Below are 20025 nucleotides of genomic sequence, written 5' to 3' on the forward strand. Positions count from 1 at the left end.
GGATGGCACGGCTGCTGATCTACGATGCCTATGAGAACAAGGTGTACACCTACAACAGCCTGAACGAAAACGACCCGATGCCTTACAGCACCGAGCGCACCCTGACACTGCGGGAGTTCCGGGGCAAATCGGGGAGCCCGGTGCTCTGGACGACTATCGCCGCCATGGAGGCCTGGAACCTGACCCGCCGCAAGTACGGCAAGGGTATCCCGGTGGGGTATGCCTTCCGGCGCATCTGGGAAGGCGGCCACGGCACCCGCAGCCAGCATTACGCCGGCGTGGCCTTTGATGTGGGCCAGAGCCTGACCCAGAGCCGGCGCACGGCCATCTATAAGGCCGCCCGGTCTACCGGAGCCTGGGGTTATGTGGAGCCCCTGAGCCAGACCCCCACCTGGGTGCACTTTGACCGCCGCTACGGTACCCCGGCCTGCGGCGGCACCACAGCGGGCTACCCCACCCTGCGGCGTGGGAGCCGGGGCTGCTATGTGATGATCCTGCAGGACGCGCTTTCCACACTGGGGTACCAGACCGGCAGCCGCATCGACGGCCTGTTCGGCACCCGCACCGAGGAAGCCCTGAGGGGCTACCAGCGCCGCACCAGCCTGACGGTGGACGGCGTGTGCGGCTGCAACAGCTGGAAAAAGATCACGACAGCAGTGCTCGGCATCGGCAGAACAAAAACGACGATCGACTAAAAACAACCCTCTCCGTCATTGTGAAGCAATGACGGAGAGGGTTGTTTCTTGTTATCTTCTATGGATCTTTCGGTTCGGTCTGCGCCCGTTCCACAGGTTGATGAACACCCACAGGCCGTAGACCGCCAGAGTGAGCAGGGAGAGGACGATGACCACCTTGAGATACAGGCTGTGGAAGAAGGCCTGCACCTTGGAGACCGTGAAAAGCAATGGGTTCTGGTGGACATCCTGCCCGGCAATGAGGTTCACCACGCCGATGGTCTCGCCTGCCAGCTTGAGCTCCACAGTGCCCACCACGTCGCCCTGCTGGATGGGGGCCGTGGCGTAATCGGGCAGGTGGAAATATTTCTGCGTCACCGAGCCATCCCCCGTGGAGGGCAGCAGGGTCATCATGCTGTCGGCGGGGTAGAGCTGCAGGGTGTCGGTATCAGAGGAGTATTTGACCGGGATCTCCGCCAGCGCCTGGTCGGTGTCCAGCGCGGCCTGGATGGAAAAGCTCTCGAACACCCAGTCGATGAGCTTGGTGGTCTCGTACAGAGCAGGGCGGCGGTTGGAATAGCCGTAATCATCGCAGGTGTCGGGGCTTTGCATGATGCAGAAGATGTAGGTGGCCCCGTCCTTGTTGGCCCACGAGACATAGCTCTGATCGCCGCTGTCGTTCTTGTAGGCCATCACGTCGCACATGCCGCCCTGCATGGCGCTGCGGTAGAACCTGCCGCCGCTGGTCTTGTTCAGGGCCACGTTCTGGCTCAGCAGCACAAAGCTCTTGGCGTGCTTTTCCTTGGCCGGCATCGTGAAGGTGGGGGCGGCGGAGATCTCCTTGAAGGCATCAAAACTCATCAGGTAGCGCAGGATCAGGTACATGTCCACGGCGGTGGTGGTGTTGCCGCTGTCCAGTCCGCAGGCATCTGTCCAGGTGCTGTTGGTGGTGCCGATGCGCTGGGAAAGGGCGTTCATCTGGCTCACCCAGCCCGCCAGATCGCCGCCCGAGAGCTCGTAGGCCAGACCCATGGCGGCCTCATTGGCGTTGCGCGTCACCATGGCGTAAAGGGCTTCCCGGTAGGTAAAGGTCTCGCCCGAGCGCATGTCGGCGTTGTCGGTGTTGTGGACATAGTCCGAGATGGCAAAGGGCATCGTGAACGTGTTGTCCAGCTGGTCGGCATAGTTGGTCAGCACCAGCGCAATGGTCATATATTTCGTCAGGCCCCCGGCAGACACCTGCTTCTCGCTGTCTTTTTCGTAGACGATGATGTTGGTGTCGGTGTTCACGATATAGGCGCTCTGGGCCTTGACATCGTAGACCGTGCTGGGGTCAAACATGGCTCCGGCCGTCACGGCAAGGCAGCTGAACAGGACGGCAAGGGATAAAAGCAGTGCAAAAATACGTTTCATGTGGACAATTCCTTCAAAAAGCGATAATATATAAAATACGGGCGCTGCGCCCGGAAATGACAAAGAATGGCGAACAAAGATTCGCTCCTTTAATAATAACAGGTTTGCCGCGCAGAGACAAGGGTTTTGCCACGGTTTCACAAAGCGGCAGGAGGGGACTATGGTATATCTGACAGGCGACACCCACGGCGAGCTTGACCGCTTCAAGCACGGCAGGCTCCGCTGGCTGGGCAAACGGGACATTGTGGTGGTGCTGGGCGATTTCGGCTTTGTGTGGGATGGCAGCAAGGAGGAACAGAAAAAGCTCGACTGGCTGCGCAAGCGCCCCTATACCCTGCTTTTCCTTGATGGTGCCCACGAGAATTACGACCTGCTGGGCCAGTACCCCGTCGAGGAGCGGTTTGGCGGCAGGGTCCAGGCTTTGGGCGGCAATGTGTACCATGTCTGCCGTGGCAGCGTGCTGGAGCTGGAGGGAAAGAAATACCTCTGCTTCGGCGGCACTGAGAGTCCCGACAAGGAAGAGCGGGAGGCCGGATACAACTGGTGGCCGCAGGAGATGCCCAGCGATGAGGAATACGCCGCCTGTGAGACCAATCTCGAAGCAAACGGCTGGCAGGTAGATTATGTGCTGACCCACGATGCCCCAAGCAGATTCCTTGATTTTACTTCCCTCGCGGTGGGCGAATCCAACCGCCTGCACCTGTTTCTTGATAAGGTCCTGCTGAAGCTGACCTACGAAAAGTGGTTCTTTGGCTGCTACCACAAGGATGTGGCCCTTTCCACCAAGAGCCGGTGCGTCTTTTGTGATGTCATCCCCATGGGCGAGCGCCACGCGAAGCGGTAAAAAGAAAAGGTGCCCACGACTTTCAGGCCGGTGGTGTACATCATAAAAAGACGAAGAAGATCGTGAACACTCTATTGGGTTCACCAATAAACAGCAGGAAGCCCCCTTGACAGTGTAATCGTCAGGGGGCTTTCTGCCTGCCAGGGGTTAGTTCTTGAGTGTCTGCGCCTTGCGCCAGATCTGGATCACTTCCCAGTAACTTACAGAAGCATCTGCAGTTTTATTGGAAGGAAGCAGCTGGTTCTCAGAAGCCCAGGTGAGTGCCTTCTGTGCATTGGTGGCATCGTTGTCCAACGCAGCAGCGGGAGCAGGCTTGCCGGCATCATCCCACACCAGTTCGGCAAGTTCGGTGGCATTGGCGGGGATCGCTGCGCCATCGGGGAGAATACGCTTCAGATAAAGCTCCGTACCGATTCGGCAGCCCTGCCATGTCAATACGGCGGCAGCACCAATGACCATAACGGTGCCCAGAATGCCAGAACTACCATCTTCGATGGAAGCATCTTTTGTCATGGCTTCAATCGTTACACCCTTTTCACCTGCGGGCATTTGAAAGCGCAATGGATTTTGTTTGACATCGGTCGAATCGTCCAAACCGCTGACCAACCATTGATCGAACGCAATGGCATCGCTCTGGCTGATGTAGGTGACAGTTACACTGGCGTTTTCAGGCACCTTTGCAACCAGATCACCAATCTCGTTTCTCTCAGCATGAATCTCTTCGCCATCATGCTCAATAAAAACGTCAGCATTCTTAATGGTCAGGGGATAAAGCTCTGCAGTGGGAACAATGGGAGCAGCTTTTTGGCGAATTTCAAACGTGCCTCCGTCCACGATGGCAGAGATCAGATTGGGACTATTGGAATGAATCTTTACCTTTACGGTATACCTGCCTGCTTTTGTGGGAGTGATGACTTCTTCTCCCATATCGTTGAGATAGACAAGCTCAAGTTTGATCTCGTCAGATTGTAAAAGAGCATTCAGCCTGCTGTCTGCCCGGACAGTCACTGTGGCCGTATGATCATTGCCTTCCTCTTCCACAGCATCCGCTGGAAGGGTGACAGCGAGTTCGTTCTGGAAAGTATCATTGGTGATGGTAACGGGGTGGATCGTAATCTTTTCCGGAATGTCGATTCGGACGGTATCACCCTGAATGATTCGCAGGGTGTATGTTCCGGCATCTTTTGGAAGCTCATTGAATTCTTCTTCGTTTGAGGTGCCTGCGTTCCTGACATATCTTACAATGTAATCTGTGATGCGTGTATCCTTGGGCTCGATCCTGATATCGATATTGTCCCCATAGGAATAGTCCGCTAGACCGCTGATGGTGAAATCACCGGTGTCATAATTTGTGTGTTCGACAGTGGTCAGAGTTACGGCTGTATCATCCTGACCTGCAACAAAAGTATAGGTGGTATTGTCTGCACTCACAGTGCCGCTGCCCCCTGCCCAGGTATAACGATCTCTGTACTGGGGATCGCTGACGGTCAATTCCACAGTTTTACCGATCGTGACAATGAATTTGCCATCGTTGATGGGAACGCTGCTGCCATCAACCTTGGCGGTAACGGTACGGATGTCGCTGGTTACCGTAACATCAATAGAACCAGGTGCTACAGGGACATTTTGTAGGCCAGAATTCGTGGAAATAGCGTTCCATTGAGAACGAGAGCCTGAATACTCCACAGTTTTCAAACTTTCACAAGAGGAAAATGCCGACTCGGGAATTTTGGTTACACTGCTGGGAATTGCAATCCGTTTGAGCCGCGCGCAGCCAGCAAAAGCATAATCGGGAATCTGTGTGATACCCTCTGGAATATCGATGCTCTCTAAGCCTATACAGTTTTCAAAAACTGATTCTGGAAGTTCCGTTATCCTGCATGAAAATTCAATGTCGTGTAGCTTTTGACAATTCATAAAGGCACCGGTTCCAATAGAGACCACGGAGTCTGGCATCTTCACAGAGGCCAGATACGAACAACAGTCAAAAGCATGAGTTTCAATTCTTGCCACACCATTGGGTATTTTGAAAGCAGGATCCGCCCTTCGAGAAGGATAACGAATTAAGGCGTAATCGCCATTTGCTGATTTTTCGTACAACACATTGTCTATTGCCGGATAGCTTTCGCTGTCTGATGTGATCGTTGAGAGAGCGAAACATTCGGAAAATGCATCAGTTTCGATCCGTGTCACATTGGCAGGAATATGAATTTGAGTCAATGCAGTTCCGGTAAAAGCCCGCTCTTCAATGGCAGTTATACTATCTGGAAGAGTAACGGTGTGCAAGCTGTAACAATAACTGAACATGCCGTCTGCAACGGATGTTACACCCTCTGGAATGGTGACAGTATCTAATTTTTCGCATTGATGAAAAGATTCTGAACCGATCTCTGTTACAGAATCAAGAATGGAAATATCTGATAATACGCTGCAAAACATAAAGGCCTGGCGGCCGATCTTTTTCACGCAGGATGGTTTATTGTCCTGGATAGTAACGCTTTTCAGTGAGGTGCAATTATAAAAAGCATTGCTGCCAATTTCTGTTACAGTGTCGGGGATCTGGACACTTGTCAGGAAGTACTTGTAATTGCAGAATACCCGGTCTCCGATTTTTGATACAGGATATGTTTGAGTACCTTGTGCTACCTGAACAGGGATCGTGATCCTACGTTCCTTGCCCGTATACTTTGTTATTGTTGCAGTATTGTCAGCATTGAGGATAAACTGATAAGAACCATCTGTATATGCCATAGGGGAATCGCTTGCAAAAACAGTGAAAGTGCCCACAGGGAAAAAGGTCAGCAGCATACTGAATGTCAGAAATAAGCTGAGTAGACGCTTTTTCATAAGAAAATCCTCCTTTGCATTTCGTAAAAGACTTGTCCGATGTGCGTCATAATGCGAATGAATATGACGCTTTACGCAAAATATTTTACAGTAGATGAAAATACAAAGTCAATATAATGGGACATGCTTTGTGAGAGAACACAAAAACAGAGAGTTTTTTTATACGGAAGATACAAAAAGAACCGAGTCCTGTGATATATATGGGCTTTTGCGCACTTCCAGATCAGGGATTCACGGGCATTGGGGGAGTGATTGGTACGTGCAGAGCTTTCCTGGAGCCTGTTGCAGCAGGTTCATTGAAGGCTCAGCATACAATAAAAAAAAAATGAGATAGGCAACCCCTTTCGGGGAAGTCTATCTCATCTTTTCGTTGGCACTGTTTTGCAACAGCCCCTTCTCATTATCTTTTACATTTTTTCGGGGACGTTGATCTTGAACATGGTCAGCACATTGAAGATAACGTTCTTCACACCGATGCACAGGGCCAGGCGGGCCTGCTGCACGGCGGGATCTGCACCCTGGATGCGGCAGTTGCCGTAGAAGCGGTGGAAGGCGCTTGCCAGATCAATGACAAAGCGGTTGATGCGGCTGGGGTCGTACTTCTCGGCAGCCATAACGATCTCCTGCGGGAAGGCGGCCAGCATCCGGATCAGGTCCATTTCGCTGGGGTCGGTCAGCAGGGTGGCATCTACCTGCTCGGCACCGGCAAAGGCCACGCCCTCGCTCTCCATCTTCTTGAGGATGGAGCAGATGCGGGCGTGAGCATACTGGACATAGTACACGGGGTTGTCGTTGTCGGTCTTGACGGCCTGATCCAGGTCAAAGTCGATGCCGCTGCCTGCGTCGTGCATGTTGAACAGGAAGCGTGCGCTGTCGATGGGCACTTCCTCCAGCAGGTCGGTCAGGGTGATGGCGTTGCCGGTGCGCTTGGACATCCGGACAGGCTGACCGTCACGCATCAGGTTGACCATCTGCATCAGCACAACATCCAGATCGTTGCCGTTCAGGCCGATGGCATCCATGGCACCCTTCATGCGGGCAACGTGGCCGTGGTGGTCGGCACCCCAGACATCAATGGCCTTGGCAAAGCCGCGGGTGGCCAGCTTGTTGTAGTGGTAGGCAATGTCGGCGGCGAAGTAGGTGGGGATGCCGTTTGCGCGGACGAGGACTTCGTCCTTGGCTTCCTCCTCGGTGCCGTCCTCGGTCTTTTTCTTGTTCACGGTGCCGTACTTGGCAGCATACTGGGCGCTGCGGTACATGATGGCACCATCCTCGGCCTTGTAGCAGGCACCCAGCTCCAGCAGCTTGTTCACAACATCCAGGACAGCGCCGGATTCGTGCAGGGTGCTCTCGTGGAACCAGACATCGTAATCGATGCGGTACTTGCCCAGGTCGCGCTTGAGGGTTGCAATGTTCTTGGGCAGGGCGTAATCCACCAGGGCGTTCTTCAGGGTCTCAAAGGCTTCGCTGGCAAAAAGGGCCTCTTCGTCCAGCCCAGAGCAGGCTGCAACGTACTTGTCGCCGTTGATCTCGGCAAACTCACCGGCCAGCACCTTGATGTCGCCGCCCTGATAGCACTCAGCGGGCAGGGGATAGGCTTCCTCGCCGCAGAACTGCTGCAGGTAGCGGACGGCCAGGCTCTTGCCAAACTTCTGGATCTGGTTGCCTGCATCGTTGATGTAGAACTCGCGGGTCACATCATAGCCGGACCAGTCCAGCACAGCGGCCAGGCAGTCGCCCAGAGCGCCGCCGCGGGCGTTGCCCATGTGCATGGGGCCGGTGGGGTTGGCAGAAACGAACTCCACGTTGTACTTGGCACCCTTGCCGTGGTCGGTGCGGCCATACTCCTTGTTGGAGCAGGCACCCAGCACCACGCTGGCCCAGAAGGAGGGGGCGAGGAACAGGTTGATGAAGCCGGGGCCGGCCACTTCCACCTTGGCAAACACGCTGTGCTCGATGGAAGGCAGGTGGGCCAGAAGGTCATCGGCGATCATCTTGGGGGCCTTGCGCCAGGTGCGGGCACCGGCCATGGCCAGATTGGAAGCGATGTCACCGTTCTTGGTGTCGGCAGGGATCTCCACGATAAAAGCGGGCAGCTCGGCCTCGGCCAGAGTGCCGTCGGCCATGGCGGCCTTGGCAGCCTCAGTCAGCAGAGCGCGGGCCTCAGCCAGTGCCGCTGCCCGGGGGTTGTAGTTCTGATAGGTCTTTTCAAAGTCTGTCATAATTTTTATCCTTTCACGGGCTCACCCTCTCAGGCCGCTTCGCGTCCAGCTCTCCCAAAGGGCGAGCTTTTGACAAAACCACAAACTCTATAATTTCTGTCAAGACCTCCCACTTTGGGGGAGGTGGCATCGCGCAAGCGATGACGGAGAGGGTGAGGATGTTCAGTTGATGTGCTCGACCTGGATCTCAAGCGTTGTCCGATTGATGAGTGCCGTGGGGTCATCGGCATCCAGCAGGTAGCTGAACTTTGCCGTGCCGCCCGCAGGCTCCGAGAGGTCGCACGCGATGCCGTCGCCGGTCACGCCCAGCGTAATGGGGCCGACCTCGGTCTCGTAGTAGCAGATGTTCCGGTAATCCCGCTGGATGACCAGCTGGGTGTTGACCTTGCCAAAGCGGAGCAGGGCCACCCGGCTGCCGTCCTCGGCGATCTTGATGGTGGTGGTGCAGCCTGCAAAGCCGATGGTCTCCGTCTCCTTATAGCTAATATAATAGGAACCGGCTTTTTTCAGGAAGCTGCCATAGGTCATCAGCTCGATCTTGTCTGTCTCCTCGGCGGGGAGAGGCTCCGTGTGCTCGAACTGCTCCGAGACGCTCCGGATCAGGATGCGGTAATCTTCGTTGTGTGCAGTGCTCACAGTTTTGTGTTCCTTCACTTTAATATTTGTCAATGGCGATCTGCTCCACCTCGCCGCCCTTGTACTCGCCCAGGAACAGGTCGGCTGTCTGCACGAACCCGTCCGGCGCGTCACTGACATAGAAATGGGCCTGCCCGGCGGGGTGGTCGGCCTTGAGCCCCCGCTCGCTCAGGATGCGTTCCAGATGGTGGGCGGCAGTCTTGGCCGGGTCCACCAGCACCACGTTCCGGCCCATGAACTCACCGATCATGGTCTTGATCAGGGGATAGTGGGTGCAGCCCAGGATCAGGGTGTCCACCCCGGCATCCCGGATCTCCGTCAGGTACTGGGCAATGACCAGCTTGGTGATCTCCTGCTTGTCCGGGGCGCTGTGATCCACATAGCCCGCTTCCACCAGCGGCACAAAGAGCGGGCAGGGACGGGCTGTGATCTCCACACCGGGCACCAGCCTGCGCAGGAGTGCCTCATAGCTGCGGGAGCGGATGGTGGCCGCAGTGCCGATGACACCGATGCGCCGGTTCCGGGTGGAAAAGGCAGCCTCCCGGGCGGCGGCATCCACCACGCCCAGATAGGGCACCGGGAGCTTTTCGGCCTCAGCGGCGGGGTAGGTGCTGGACACCGTGCCGCAGGCCGCCATGATGCACTTGACATCCTTGGAGAGCAGGAACGCGATGTCCTGCCGGGCATATTGCAGGATGGTCTCCGGGCTGCGGCTGCCGTAGGGCACCCGGCCGGTGTCGCCAAAGTAGACGATGTTCTCGTGGGGCAGCCGCCTGCGCAGCTCCCGCACGCCGGTCAGGCCGCCCAGGCCGCTGTCAAATACGCCGATGGGGCGGTTATCCATGCTGCTTTTCCGTCCTTTCCAGCGCAAGTTCGATCAGGTGATCGATCAGGGCGGGCACGGGAGTGCCCTCGTGCTCCATGAGCTTGGGGTACATACTGATGGGGGTGAAGCCGGGGAAGGTATTGATCTCGTTGATCATCACCCGGTTGGTACCATGCTCCACAAAGAAATCGCAGCGGGCCAGGCCCTCGCAGTTCAGGGCGGTGTAGGCCATGGCGGCGTAGGTCTTGACCTCGTCCAGCTTTTCCTCACTGAGTCTGGCCGGGATGACCACCTGGCTTACACCGTTCTTGTACTTGTCGTCATAGGTGTAAAACTCGGCACCGGCCAGGATCTCACCCGGGCGGGTGGCCACGGCAGGGTCAGAGCCGATGACGGCGCACTCGACCTCGTGGCCGTCCACAAAGGCCTCGAACACCACCTTGTGGTCGTTTTCAAGGGCCAGTGCAATGGCCTGCTTGAGCTCATCCCGGTTGTGGGCCTTGGTGATGCCCACGCTGGAACCGGCGTTGGCAGGCTTGACGAAGATGGGCCAGCCCAGCTTGGCAATGGCACCGTCACACACGCCGTCCAGGTCGCTCTCGATCTCCCAGCGGCAGGCACTCAGCCACTTGGTGTGGGGGATACCGGCGGCATCAAACAGAGCGTTGGCCACGGCCTTGTCCATGCAGACGGCGCTTGCCAGCACGCCGCAGCCCACATAGGGGATGCCGGCCAGCTCCAGCAGGCCCTGCACGGTGCCGTCCTCGCCCCACAGGCCGTGGAGTGCGGGGATGACCACATCCACATGCAGCTTTTCCACCTGACCGGACGGGGTGAACAGGATCATGCCGTGGTCGGCGCGGTCGGGGCTGATGACGCAGGGCATATTGCCGGGCAGCTCTTCCCAGCTGCCGTCGGCCATCTGGGCGCTGGTGGCCTCGGTGCACAGCCAGCGGCCCTCCCGGGTGATGCCCACGGTCAGAATCTCGTAGCGGGCGCGGTCCAGGTTGTCCACAAAGGTACCGGCGGACACGCGGCTGACCTCGTGCTCGCTGGACATGCCGCCAAACAGCACGACAACACAGAGTTTATCTTCAGATTGCATCATGATCTCTCCTGATTTTATGGCCGGAAGGGGCGCTTTGCCCGGGGCCGGATTTTCTATAAGCAGTTATAGACACTTTATTATACTATATCTATGCGGCGGATTCAAGTATGCGGCGGATTCAAGGCGTAGGCCAAAACAGGCAGAAGAGAAAAAATTCAAAAAAGTCTCAAAAAACGCAAAAAATCCGCTTGACGGATGGCAAAACGCGTGATACAATGATATCACCTCTTTTGCGGGGTTATTAAGTGCGCCCTGTTTTTAGGGCGTGCACCGCAAGCCGAGGGAGGTTCAAAACAACCGTTATAATGGAGGTGTCAACAAATGACCGTTAAAATCACTCTGGCCTGCACCGAGTGCAAGCAGCGCAACTACAACACCACGAAGAACAAGAAGAACAACCCCGATCGTCTTGAGATGAAGAAGTACTGCCGTTTCTGCAAGAAGCACACGGTTCACCGCGAGACGAAGTAAGAAAGGCGGACGCATCATGGCAGACAAAACCGAGAAAAAGCCGGGCTTTGCAGCCAGAATGAAGGGCTTTGGCGCAAACATCGCCAAGTTCTTCCGCGACACGAAGAGCGAACTGAAGAAGGTCGTGTGGCCGTCTAAGGCGGACGTTAAGACCAACACCATCGTCGTGCTCGTGACCGTGGCGATCGCAGCCGTTGTGATGATCGCGCTGGATGCCATTTTCGGCGGCATCCTGGGCCTGATCATCGGCGCATGATTCATCTTGAAACGGAGGCTTAACCAAAATGGAAGAACAGACCAATGAGGCCCTTTGGTATGTAGTCCACACCTATTCCGGTTACGAGAACAAGGTTGCAAATGACTTACAGACCATGGTGGAAAACCGCCATCTGCAGGACCTGATCTGTGACATCAAGGTTCCTACCGAGATGGTGCCTGAGATCAAGGACGGCAAGGAACGTATGGTGGAGCATAAGCTGTTCCCCGGCTACGTTCTGGTCAAGATGGTCATGAACGACGATACCTGGTATGTGGTGCGCAACACGCGCGGCTGCACCGGTTTCGTCGGTCCCGCATCCAAGCCCGTTCCCCTCTCTGCTGAGGAAGTGGAGAAGATGGGCGTTGAAAAGGCGGCTCCGCTGACCGTCGATTTCAATGTCGGCGATACCGTGCAGATCACCGCCGGCCCGCTGGAAGGCTTTATGGGCCTTGTGGAGGGCATCGATACCGAGAGCTTCAAAGTTAAGCTCAAGGTCAACATGTTTGGCCGCGAGACACCCGCAGAAGTGGATATCGCGCAGGTCGAGCTGCCGTAACCAACCGGCATCCGTTTACCAAGGTAAGACCGCAGTGCGGTTCTTATAGAGCGTGTGCATCGTGTGCGCGCTCGTGGGAGGCGTGGGGAGACCACGCCGCAACTCACCACAGATTTTTGGAGGTGCATTTACTATGGCACAGAAAGTTACTGGCTACATTAAGCTGCAGATCGAGGCCGGCAAGGCGACTCCGGCTCCCCCTGTTGGCCCTGCTCTGGGTCAGAAGGGCGTTAACATCATGGCCTTCACCAAGGAGTTCAACGAGCGTACCAAGAACCAGATGGGTTATGTTATCCCCGTCGTCATCACCGTTTACGCTGACCGCTCCTTCAGCTTCATTACCAAGACTCCTCCGGCTGCCGTTCTGATCAAGAAGGCTGCTGGCATCAACACCGCTTCCGGCAAGCCCAACAAGGAAAAGGTTGCAACTCTGACCGCTGCTCAGGTGGAAGAGATCGCCAAGACCAAGATGCCCGACCTGAACGCTGCTTCTCTGGAAGCTGCATGCAGCATGGTCCGTGGCACCTGCCGCTCCATGGGCGTTACCGTCGAGGGCTGAGACACAAACAGTGGGAGGGCATAACACTGCCCGCATGACCACATAGGAGGATATACAATGAAACATGGCAAGCACTATGTCGATGCTGCTAAGCAGGTCGATTTTTCTAAGCTGTATGATATGAACGAGGCTCTGGAGCTGGCTTGCAAGACCGCTTCCGCCAAGTTCGACGAGACCGTTGAGCTGCACGTCCGCCTGGGCGTTGACGGCCGCCACGCTGACCAGCAGGTCCGCGGCGCTGTTGTTCTGCCCAACGGCACCGGCAAGACTGTCCGCGTCTGCGCCATTGCTAAGGGCGCTGCTGCCGCTGCTGCTGAGGCAGCCGGCGCTGACATCGTGGGTGATGACGAGCTGATCGCACGCATCGCCGGCGGTTTCATGGACTTCGACGTTGTTGTCACCACCCCCGACATGATGGGCCGCGTTGGCCGTCTTGGTAAGGTTCTGGGCCCCCGCGGCCTGATGCCCAACCCCAAGGCCGGTACCGTTGCTCCCGACCTGGGCAAGGCTGTTACCGAGGCTAAGGCTGGTAAGATCGAGTACCGTCTGGACAAGCAGAACATCATCCACGTTCCCGTGGGCAAGGCATCCTTTGGCGCTGAGAAGCTGTACACTAACCTGGATACCGTGATGAGCGCTATTGCAAAGGCAAAGCCCGCTGCTGCAAAGGGTACCTACTTCAAGAGCGCTACCATCGCCACCACCATGGGCCCTGGCATCCGTCTGAACACCCTGAAGTATGGTGTCTAATTTGAAGCTTTGAAGTTTTTTCTGTCATCCTGACGGATGACAGAAAAAATCTTTAAAAATTCAAAAAAGCGCTTGACAACACCGCGCGTTTGCGGTAAAATAATGATGCTGTTTTTGAGACAGCAGGTGCTGGAGTCCAGCGTAAGGTGCAAACCGCCTGCCGAGAAACGCGCGTAAAGTTGTTTTATGCCTCTTTCTCGACACAGTGCGGGAAAGAGGCTTTTTCGTTGCTCCGGCTTTCGATACAAGTTTTTGAAATGAGGTGAAACCGAATGCCCAGTGCAAAGATTCTTTCTGAAAAGCAGGCTTATGTCGCTGATCTGAAGGCAAAGTTTGAGAGTGCGGTTTCCGGCTGCGTCGTCGCTTACGGCGGTATCAACGTCGAGAACGACACCAAGCTCCGCAAGGAGCTGCGTGAGGCAGGCGTTGATTACATGGTCGTGAAGAACACCATGCTGCGTCTGGCTGTCAAGGGTACCTCCCTGGAGGGCCTGGCTGAGAACTTCAAGGGTGACACTGCTGTTGCCTTTGCTCACGAAGAAGACCCCATGTCCGCTGCCCGCATCCTGTGCAAGTACCAGGATGGCGATAAGTCCAAGAAGTTCGTCGTGAAGGCTGGCTTCATGGAAGGCAAGGTCATGGACGCTGCCGAGACCAACGCCATCGCAAAGCTGCCCAACCGCGAGGGTATGCTGTCCATGTTCGCAGGTGCTCTTACCAGCACTCTGTCCGGTCTGGCTGTTGCTATGCAGGCCTACGCCGACAAGCAGGAGGAGCCCGCTGCCTGATGGCTGCGTGACCGCTGCTTAACACAAAATTGAAACAAACAAAAACCATTGATATTGGAGGGTTATTACCATGGCTTCTGAGAAGATTACTGCCATCATCGAGTCCGTCAAGGGCCTGACCGTTCTGGAGCTGAAAGAGCTGATCGACGCTTACTGCGAGGAGTTCGGCGTTTCTGCTGTTGCTGCTGCTGCTCCCGCTGCTGCTGGCGCTGCTGCTGCCGCTGAGGAAGAGAAGACCGAGTTCGACGTTATCCTGGCTGAGGCTGGCGCTACCAAGATGCAGGTCATCAAGCTGGTCAAGGAGATCACCGGTCTGGGCCTGAAGGAAGCAAAGGCTATCGTTGACGGCGCTCCCAAGGCTGTCAAGGAGAAGGCTTCCAAGGCTGAGGCTGAGGACATCAAGAAGAAGCTGGAAGAGGCTGGCGCTAAGGTCGAGATCAAGTAATTTGATCCCTTCTGAACGTTCTTTCTTGAATTCTTATTCTTGAAACAAAAGGCACTCTCGCTGAAAGGCGAGGGTGCCTTTTTGGCTGTGCGCCCGCAGCAGGGCAAAAAGCTCCCGGAGCAGTGGCACTGAATGCCGCACCGCTCCGGGAGCTTTGGTTTTGCTTCGTTTATTCGTAGTCGATGGGCAGGGTGGGCAGACCGTTCAGATCAAGGCCTGCCGTGTGGCCCGCCATGTACTGGTAGTAGCCCTGCGCCGCGATCATTGCGCCGTTGTCGCCGCAGAATTTCAGTTCCGGCAGATAGACCTTGGCCCCCAGCTTCTGGGCACCATCGTTCACCAGCTGACGCAGGCGGCCGTTGGCGGCCACGCCGCCGGCCAGACAGACCTGCTTGGCCCCGGTGTCGGCAGCAGCCAGCAGCAGCTTTTCGGCCAGAATACCCGCAATGCGCTCCTGAAAGCTTGCCGCCAGATCAGGCACGTTGATCTCCTCGTTCTTCATCTGGGCCTTGTTTACCTCGTTCAGCACGGCGGTTTTCAGGCCGGAGAAGCTGACGTTGTACTTGCCGTCCACATGAGGCACCGGCAGGCGGTAGGCCTTGGGGTCGCCTGTTTTGGCGGCATTTGCCACGCTGGGGCCGCCGGGATAGGGCAGACCCAGGGTGCGGGCAACCTTGTCAAAGGCTTCACCGGCGGCATCGTCCACGGTGTGGCCCAGAATGTGGTAGTGGGTGTAGTCCTGCACCTCCACGATATGACTGTGGCCGCCGGATGCCACCAGACAGAGGAAGGGCGGCTTGAGCTCCGGATGGGTCAGGTAGAGGGCCGCAATGTGGCCCCGCAGGTGATGCACCGGAACCAGCGGCTTGTTGGCAGAATAGGCCAGCCCCTTGGCAAAGTTCACGCCCACCAGCACTGCGCCGATCAGGCCCGGCGCAAAGGTGACAGCCACCGCGTCCACATCGTCCATGGTCTTGCCAGCATCCAGCAGGGCTTTTTTGACCGTGGCGCTGATGAACTCGCAGTGGCGGCGGCTGGCGATCTCAGGGACCACGCCGCCATAAAGAGCCTGCTCCTTGACGCTGGTGGAGATGACGTTGCTCAGCAGGCGGCGGCCATCCTCCACAAGGGATGCGGCGGTCTCGTCGCAGGTGGATTCGATTCCTAAAACGATCATAATTCAGTGGGCCTCCAGCCAGTTTTTGCCAGTATGCACATCGGTGCTCAGGGGCACCGCGTAGTGCACGCAGCCTTCCATTTCCTCCCGCAGGATCTGCGCGGCCTTTTCGGCCTCCGCCTCCGGGGCTTCCACGATCAGTTCATCGTGGACCGTCAGGATCAGGCGGCTTTCCATTTTCTCGTCCCGCAGCCGCCGCCAGACACGCACCATGGCCAGCTTGATGACATCAGCGGCCGTGCCCTGAATGGGGGTGTTGCGGGCCATCCGCTCACCGCTGGCCCGGATGTTGTGGTTGTTGCTGTTCAGCTCCGGCAGGGCGCGGCGGCGGCCGAACAGGGTGGAAACGTAACCGCACCTGCGGGCATCCGCAATGGTCTTTTCCATATAGCCGTCGATATTGGGAAAGGTGGCCAGATAGGTCTGCAGGAAGGCCTCTGCCTCCTTGACGCTCACGCCGATGTCCTTGGAAAGGCTGTAAGCGCCCTTGCCGTACATGATGCCAAAGTTGATGGCCTTGGCGCTGGAGCGCAGGCGGGGCGTGACATCCTCAGGCCGGATGTTGTAGATCTTGGCTGCGGTGCTGCGGTGGATGTCGGCACCGGAGAGGAACGCCTCCTGCATGTGCGCATCGCCGGTGACATGGGCCAGGATGCGCAGTTCGATCTGGCTGTAATCGGCATCCACCAGCACGCAGCCGGGCTTTGCCACAAAGTAGGCGCGGAGCTTGCTGCCCATCTCGGTGCGGATGGGGATGTTCTGCAGGTTGGGATTGTCAGAGGAGAGCCGCCCGGTGCGGGCCTCGGTCTGATTGAAACGGGTGTGGATGCGGCCATCCTCGCCAATGACCTTGAGCAGACCCTCCACATAGGTGGAGTTCAGCTTCTGGCAGGCACGGTACTGGAGAATGTCCTCCACCAGCGGGATGTCCCGCAGCTTTTCCAGTGTCTCGGCATCGGTGGACCAGCCGTTCTTTGTCTTTTTGCCGTGGGGCAGGCCCATGGTATCAAAGAGCAGGGTGCCCAGCTGTTTGGGGCTGTTGGGGTTGAAATCGGAGGTACCTGCCTCCATCTCGATGCGGGTCAGCACCTGATCCAGCTCCTGCCGCAGCTGCCCGCCGAAGGTTTCAATGCCCTCACGATCTACAAGGATGCCGGTGCGGGTCATATCGGCCAGCACCTGTGCCAGCGGAAACTCGATGTTGTTGTAGAGGTCGTCCTCGCCGTTTTCAGTGATCTCCGCCTTCATTTTGGCGAACAGGTCTGCCAGGAAACCGGCATCGGGGTATTCCTCACAGGAGAACGCCGACCTTGCATGGTAGCTGGTGGCAAGGGTGGTGAGCAGATAGTGGGAAGCGGAAGCGTCCAGCAGGTAGGCGGCCAGCTTGCCGTCCCAGACGATGCTGCTGCCCCAGCTGCCTGCGGCCATGGCTCTGGCGTAGAGGGGGGCGGAATCGAATACATCCAGCGTCACCTTGGGGTCGTCCAGCAGGGAGACCAGCTCCTCCTCGGAGAGGGGATACACGGTGGTGTCCTGCACGGCGTACCAGGCCTCCGGCTGCACGATCGCGCTCTTTTTGCCCAGAACGGCGGGGCGTGCGGCCACCAGATAGTGGCCGGAGGGCTCTGCGGGCAGGGACGCAATGGCTGCGTCCACCTCCGGCAGGGTGTCGGGGTCCTGTTCCGGAACGATGTCGTCCAGCCCGAACCGGGTGATGAGGGTCTGGATCTCCAGCTCCTGCATCAGACGGACAGCGGCGGGCTTGTTGCCCTCGGTCACCTTGTAGGCCCCTTCCGCTGTGTCGATGGGAGCATCGGTGCGGATGGTGCCCAGCGTGTGGCTGAGGTAGGCATCCTCCCGGCAGGCCAGCAGATTTTCCCGCTGCCGGGGCTTGATGATCGGGCTGTCCAGATGGTCGTACACGCTGTCCAGGGTGCCGAAGTTCTTGACCAGGGTCATGGCGGTCTTTTCGCCGATGCCCTTCACGCCCGGAATGTTGTCGGAGGTGTCGCCCATCAGGCTCTTCACCTCGATGAGCTGCTTGGGCTCGATGCCGTACTTTTCGTGGATGGCATCCAGATCCATGGTCTCCGTTTTGCTGCGGCCCATGGCGCTGGTGGCCAGCAGCACGGTGGTGGTTTCGCTCACCAGCTGCAGGCTGTCGCGGTCTCCCGTGGCCAGAAAGCAGTCGTCACTGCGGGCCTCGCAGGCAGCGGCCAGCGTGCCCAGAATATCGTCGGCCTCCCAGCCTTTTGCTGATACCTGACGGTAGCCCAGGTCGGTGAGCAGTTCTTTCAGGATGGGCATCTGCTGGGCCAGCTCGTCCGGCATGGCGTGGCGGGTGCCCTTGTAGCCGTCATACATTTCGTGGCGGAAGGTGGGGTGCTTCAGATCGAAAGCAATGGCCACCTCGTCGGGCTCACACTCCCGGAGCAGGGAATTCATAATATTCAAAAAGCCGAAGATGGCATTGGTATAGCGGCCGTCCTTGGTGGTCAGCAGCTTGATGCCGTAAAAGGCACGGTTGGCAATGCTGTTGCCGTCAATGACCAGTAAACGCATAGTCAGTCTCCTCCATTGCATTATAACTCAATTTATAGTATAACACAAAATGAGGGCCAGCGGGGGATTTTTGCAGAAAAAACAAAAATGCCCTCCCGTGTTGGGAAGGCAGGTGAAGGTGTTACTCCGAGATGGTGATGGCACTCACCGGGCAGGCCTGTGCGGCTTCCACGGCGGTGGGTACGGTGTCGGGCGGCAGCTCGCCCGGCACAGCGACGGCCAGGATGCCTGTCATCTGGAACACCTCGGGGCAGATCCCGGTGCACTGGGTGCAGCCGATGCAGAGATCGGGGTCAACGAATGCTTTCATGGGAAGTTCCTCTCTTTCTGAAATGGCCCGCCCTTCGTTCAATCTCAGGGTCGGCTTGTGATAAAGCAAGTATGGACGGAAAGAAGATGAATTATCCCTAGGTTTTTTCCGGCAGATATGATACAATAGAGCACACAGGATCCAGGAGGAAAAACGATGAACATTCAGATCTTTGGCACCAGCAAGTGCTTTGATACCAAAAAGGCCCAGCGCTATTTCAAGGAGCGGGGCATCAAGTTCCAGATGATCGACCTGAAGGAAAAAGAGATGAGCCGGGGCGAGTTTGAGAACGTGGCCCGCGCGCTGGGCGGCTGGGAGCAGCTGGTAAACCCGGCGGCAAAGGATAAGCAGACGCTGGCCCTGCTGGATGCACTGGTGGATTGGCAGAAGGAGGACAAGCTGTTCGAGAATCAGCAGCTCTTCAAAACGCCCATCGTGCGCAACGGCAAAAAGGCCACCGTGGGCTACCAGCCCGAGATCTGGAAAACGTGGGAATAAATCGCGCTTTCACAAAAAATCCACGCCCCGGGTTTTGCACCGGCGGGCAGTTTGTGGTATACTGAAAGCTGGTATTTCCCCAAAAGATGACCTGATTTAGGAGACGATAACGATATGAAGACCTATATGACCCCGGAAGAACACGCCCGGCTCCACCGTCGCCGCGCCCGGCAGACCCTTGGCCTGCTGATCGCCGTGCTGGCGCTGGTGGGCATTGTAACGGTCGTGCGGGCCGGTGTGAAGGGTGTGGCCACCCTGTTTGACGACACCCAGCAGAAAGCGGAATATGAGGACCGGCTGGAAGGTCTGGTCCTGTTCGATCCGCTGCCCTTTGACGGCATTGAGAACATCAATGACCTGACCCTGCGCGAAGCCGCTGTCTGGGGCTGCGTGTACAGCATCCAGGAGACCCAGGGAGGCTTTGACAACTACAATACGGACCCCGACACCGAACAGCTGCTGCTGCCCTCGGTGGATGTGGATGCCTATCTGGCAAAGCTGGTGGGCCCCAGCTTCAAGCTGACCCACAGGAGCTTTGAGATGGACGATATGACCATCGAGTTTGACGAGACGACCCAGTGCTATAAGATCCCCGTCACCGGCAGTGTGGGCATCTTCCGTGCTACCGTCACCAGACTGTTCAAGAAGGACGGCCTGCTCCACGTTACCGTGGGCTATATCCCCACCCAGAGCAGCGATGACAGCATCCTGAACAACTTGTCCGACACGCCCACCAAGTATATGGACTACCTGTTCAGCCGCCAGAGCGGCAGCTGGTATCTGACCGGCCTGACCGACAGCGAGACCAAGCCCGAATCTGCCGACAGTGCAGCCTCTGCTGCGGAGCCCGCCCCGCTGGCTGAGAGCGAGGTCAACGATGCCATCCTTGCAACCGCAGGCGATTCTGCCGCCGCCAGCGCCGTTGCTGACGAGGCTGCCCCGGTGGAAGGGGCGGCGGAGAGCACCCCGGCGGAGAGCACCGAGGCTCCCTCTGAGAGCCCGGCAGCATAAAGCGAAAACCAAAATCTGACAGAACACCCCTGCACGGAATGTGTGAAGCATTCCACGCAGGGGTGTTTT

Annotated in this window: 20 protein-coding genes and 1 other annotated feature; of the genes, 11 read left to right on the plus strand and 9 right to left on the minus strand. The window is 57.2% G+C overall.

The features are described 5' to 3' along the window. Positions 1–2 precede the first annotated feature (2 nt). Complete coding sequence (locus D3F01_RS04270; protein WP_242886081.1) at positions 3–695, plus strand: peptidoglycan-binding domain-containing protein; 693 nt, start codon at positions 3–5, stop codon at positions 693–695. 51 nt (positions 696–746) lie between these two features. Here the strand turns inward: D3F01_RS04270 and D3F01_RS04275 are convergent, their stop codons facing one another. Next, a complete protein-coding gene (locus tag D3F01_RS04275) occupies positions 747–2087 on the minus strand; it encodes a D-alanyl-D-alanine carboxypeptidase (protein WP_242886083.1) in 1341 nt (446 codons plus the stop codon). A gap of 160 nt (positions 2088–2247) precedes the next feature. Here D3F01_RS04275 and D3F01_RS04280 point away from each other — a divergent pair, with 160 nt between their 5' ends. Continuing rightward, complete coding sequence (locus D3F01_RS04280) at positions 2248–2931, plus strand: metallophosphoesterase (RefSeq protein WP_097773554.1); 684 nt, start codon at positions 2248–2250, stop codon at positions 2929–2931. A 147-nt stretch (positions 2932–3078) separates the two neighbouring features. On the opposite strand, the gene D3F01_RS04285 is transcribed toward D3F01_RS04280, so the two are convergent. The 5 genes from D3F01_RS04285 to D3F01_RS04305 form a co-directional block, all read right to left on the minus strand. Beyond that, complete coding sequence (locus D3F01_RS04285; RefSeq protein WP_242886085.1) at positions 3079–5778, minus strand: leucine-rich repeat domain-containing protein; 2700 nt, start codon at positions 5776–5778, stop codon at positions 3079–3081. Positions 5779–6185: 407 nt separating this feature from the next. Then, positions 6186–8000: an arginine--tRNA ligase gene (gene argS, locus D3F01_RS04290; RefSeq protein WP_242886093.1), complete on the minus strand. Its 1815-nt coding sequence runs from the start codon at positions 7998–8000 to the stop codon at positions 6186–6188. A gap of 162 nt (positions 8001–8162) precedes the next feature. Beyond that, the gene (locus D3F01_RS04295) at positions 8163–8636 is read right to left on the minus strand and encodes a DUF1934 domain-containing protein (protein ID WP_227611447.1); all 474 of its coding nucleotides are present in this window, start codon (positions 8634–8636) and stop codon (positions 8163–8165) included. A gap of 19 nt (positions 8637–8655) precedes the next feature. After that, on the minus strand, positions 8656–9480 hold the full coding sequence (gene murI / locus D3F01_RS04300; RefSeq protein ID WP_005931199.1) for a glutamate racemase: 825 nt from the start codon (positions 9478–9480) through the stop codon (positions 8656–8658). Beyond that, positions 9473–10567, minus strand: coding sequence for a D-alanine--D-alanine ligase family protein (locus tag D3F01_RS04305; RefSeq protein WP_242886418.1), 1095 nt, complete (start codon positions 10565–10567; stop codon positions 9473–9475). Before D3F01_RS04305 ends, murI begins: the two co-directional genes overlap by 8 nt. Before the next feature lie 324 nt (positions 10568–10891). On the opposite strand from D3F01_RS04305, the gene rpmG reads away from it, so the two are divergent. The 7 genes from rpmG (at position 10892) to rplL (ending at position 14398) form a co-directional block, all read left to right on the plus strand. Beyond that, complete coding sequence (rpmG, locus tag D3F01_RS04310; RefSeq protein ID WP_005920501.1) at positions 10892–11041, plus strand: 50S ribosomal protein L33; 150 nt, start codon at positions 10892–10894, stop codon at positions 11039–11041. 16 nt (positions 11042–11057) lie between these two features. Beyond that, positions 11058–11297, plus strand: a complete 240-nt coding sequence (gene secE / locus D3F01_RS04315; protein ID WP_242886095.1) for a preprotein translocase subunit SecE — start codon at positions 11058–11060, stop codon at positions 11295–11297. A 28-nt stretch (positions 11298–11325) separates the two neighbouring features. Next, a complete protein-coding gene (gene nusG / locus D3F01_RS04320) occupies positions 11326–11856 on the plus strand; it encodes a transcription termination/antitermination protein NusG (protein WP_005931184.1) in 531 nt (176 codons plus the stop codon). A 133-nt stretch (positions 11857–11989) separates the two neighbouring features. Continuing rightward, positions 11990–12415 carry a 50S ribosomal protein L11 gene (gene rplK, locus D3F01_RS04325; protein WP_005931181.1) on the plus strand — a complete coding sequence of 142 codons (426 nt, stop codon included), beginning with the start codon at positions 11990–11992 and terminating at the stop codon, positions 12413–12415. A 57-nt stretch (positions 12416–12472) separates the two neighbouring features. Then, complete coding sequence (gene rplA / locus D3F01_RS04330) at positions 12473–13165, plus strand: 50S ribosomal protein L1 (RefSeq protein ID WP_005931176.1); 693 nt, start codon at positions 12473–12475, stop codon at positions 13163–13165. A gap of 95 nt (positions 13166–13260) precedes the next feature. Then, positions 13261–13400, plus strand: a sequence feature (ribosomal protein L10 leader region). Positions 13401–13437: 37 nt separating this feature from the next. After that, complete coding sequence (gene rplJ, locus D3F01_RS04335) at positions 13438–13953, plus strand: 50S ribosomal protein L10 (RefSeq protein WP_005931168.1); 516 nt, start codon at positions 13438–13440, stop codon at positions 13951–13953. Positions 13954–14023: 70 nt separating this feature from the next. Next, positions 14024–14398 carry a 50S ribosomal protein L7/L12 gene (gene rplL / locus D3F01_RS04340; RefSeq protein WP_005931165.1) on the plus strand — a complete coding sequence of 125 codons (375 nt, stop codon included), beginning with the start codon at positions 14024–14026 and terminating at the stop codon, positions 14396–14398. Positions 14399–14567: 169 nt separating this feature from the next. Here the strand turns inward: rplL and tsaD are convergent, their stop codons facing one another. The 3 genes from tsaD to D3F01_RS04355 all read right to left on the minus strand — a co-directional run bounded on the left by tsaD (position 14568) and on the right by D3F01_RS04355 (position 18447). Beyond that, positions 14568–15575, minus strand: a complete 1008-nt coding sequence (tsaD, locus tag D3F01_RS04345; protein ID WP_005931163.1) for a tRNA (adenosine(37)-N6)-threonylcarbamoyltransferase complex transferase subunit TsaD — start codon at positions 15573–15575, stop codon at positions 14568–14570. A 3-nt stretch (positions 15576–15578) separates the two neighbouring features. Continuing rightward, the gene (polA, locus tag D3F01_RS04350) at positions 15579–18137 is read right to left on the minus strand and encodes a DNA polymerase I (protein WP_242886109.1); all 2559 of its coding nucleotides are present in this window, start codon (positions 18135–18137) and stop codon (positions 15579–15581) included. Positions 18138–18258: 121 nt separating this feature from the next. Beyond that, entirely contained in the window at positions 18259–18447 is a 189-nt protein-coding gene (locus D3F01_RS04355; protein WP_005931159.1) for a ferredoxin, read from the minus strand. Between the two features lie 156 nt (positions 18448–18603). On the opposite strand from D3F01_RS04355, the gene D3F01_RS04360 reads away from it, so the two are divergent. Together D3F01_RS04360 and D3F01_RS04365 are read left to right on the plus strand one after the other, a co-directional pair. Continuing rightward, positions 18604–18945, plus strand: a complete 342-nt coding sequence (locus tag D3F01_RS04360; protein WP_005931157.1) for an arsenate reductase family protein — start codon at positions 18604–18606, stop codon at positions 18943–18945. 114 nt (positions 18946–19059) lie between these two features. Beyond that, positions 19060–19956 carry an Ice-structuring protein gene (locus tag D3F01_RS04365; RefSeq protein ID WP_242886111.1) on the plus strand — a complete coding sequence of 299 codons (897 nt, stop codon included), beginning with the start codon at positions 19060–19062 and terminating at the stop codon, positions 19954–19956. Positions 19957–20025: the final 69 nt, after the last annotated feature.

This window comes from Faecalibacterium sp. BCRC 81149, from assembly GCF_022750605.1.
Taxonomy (GTDB): domain Bacteria; phylum Bacillota; class Clostridia; order Oscillospirales; family Ruminococcaceae; genus Faecalibacterium; species Faecalibacterium duncaniae.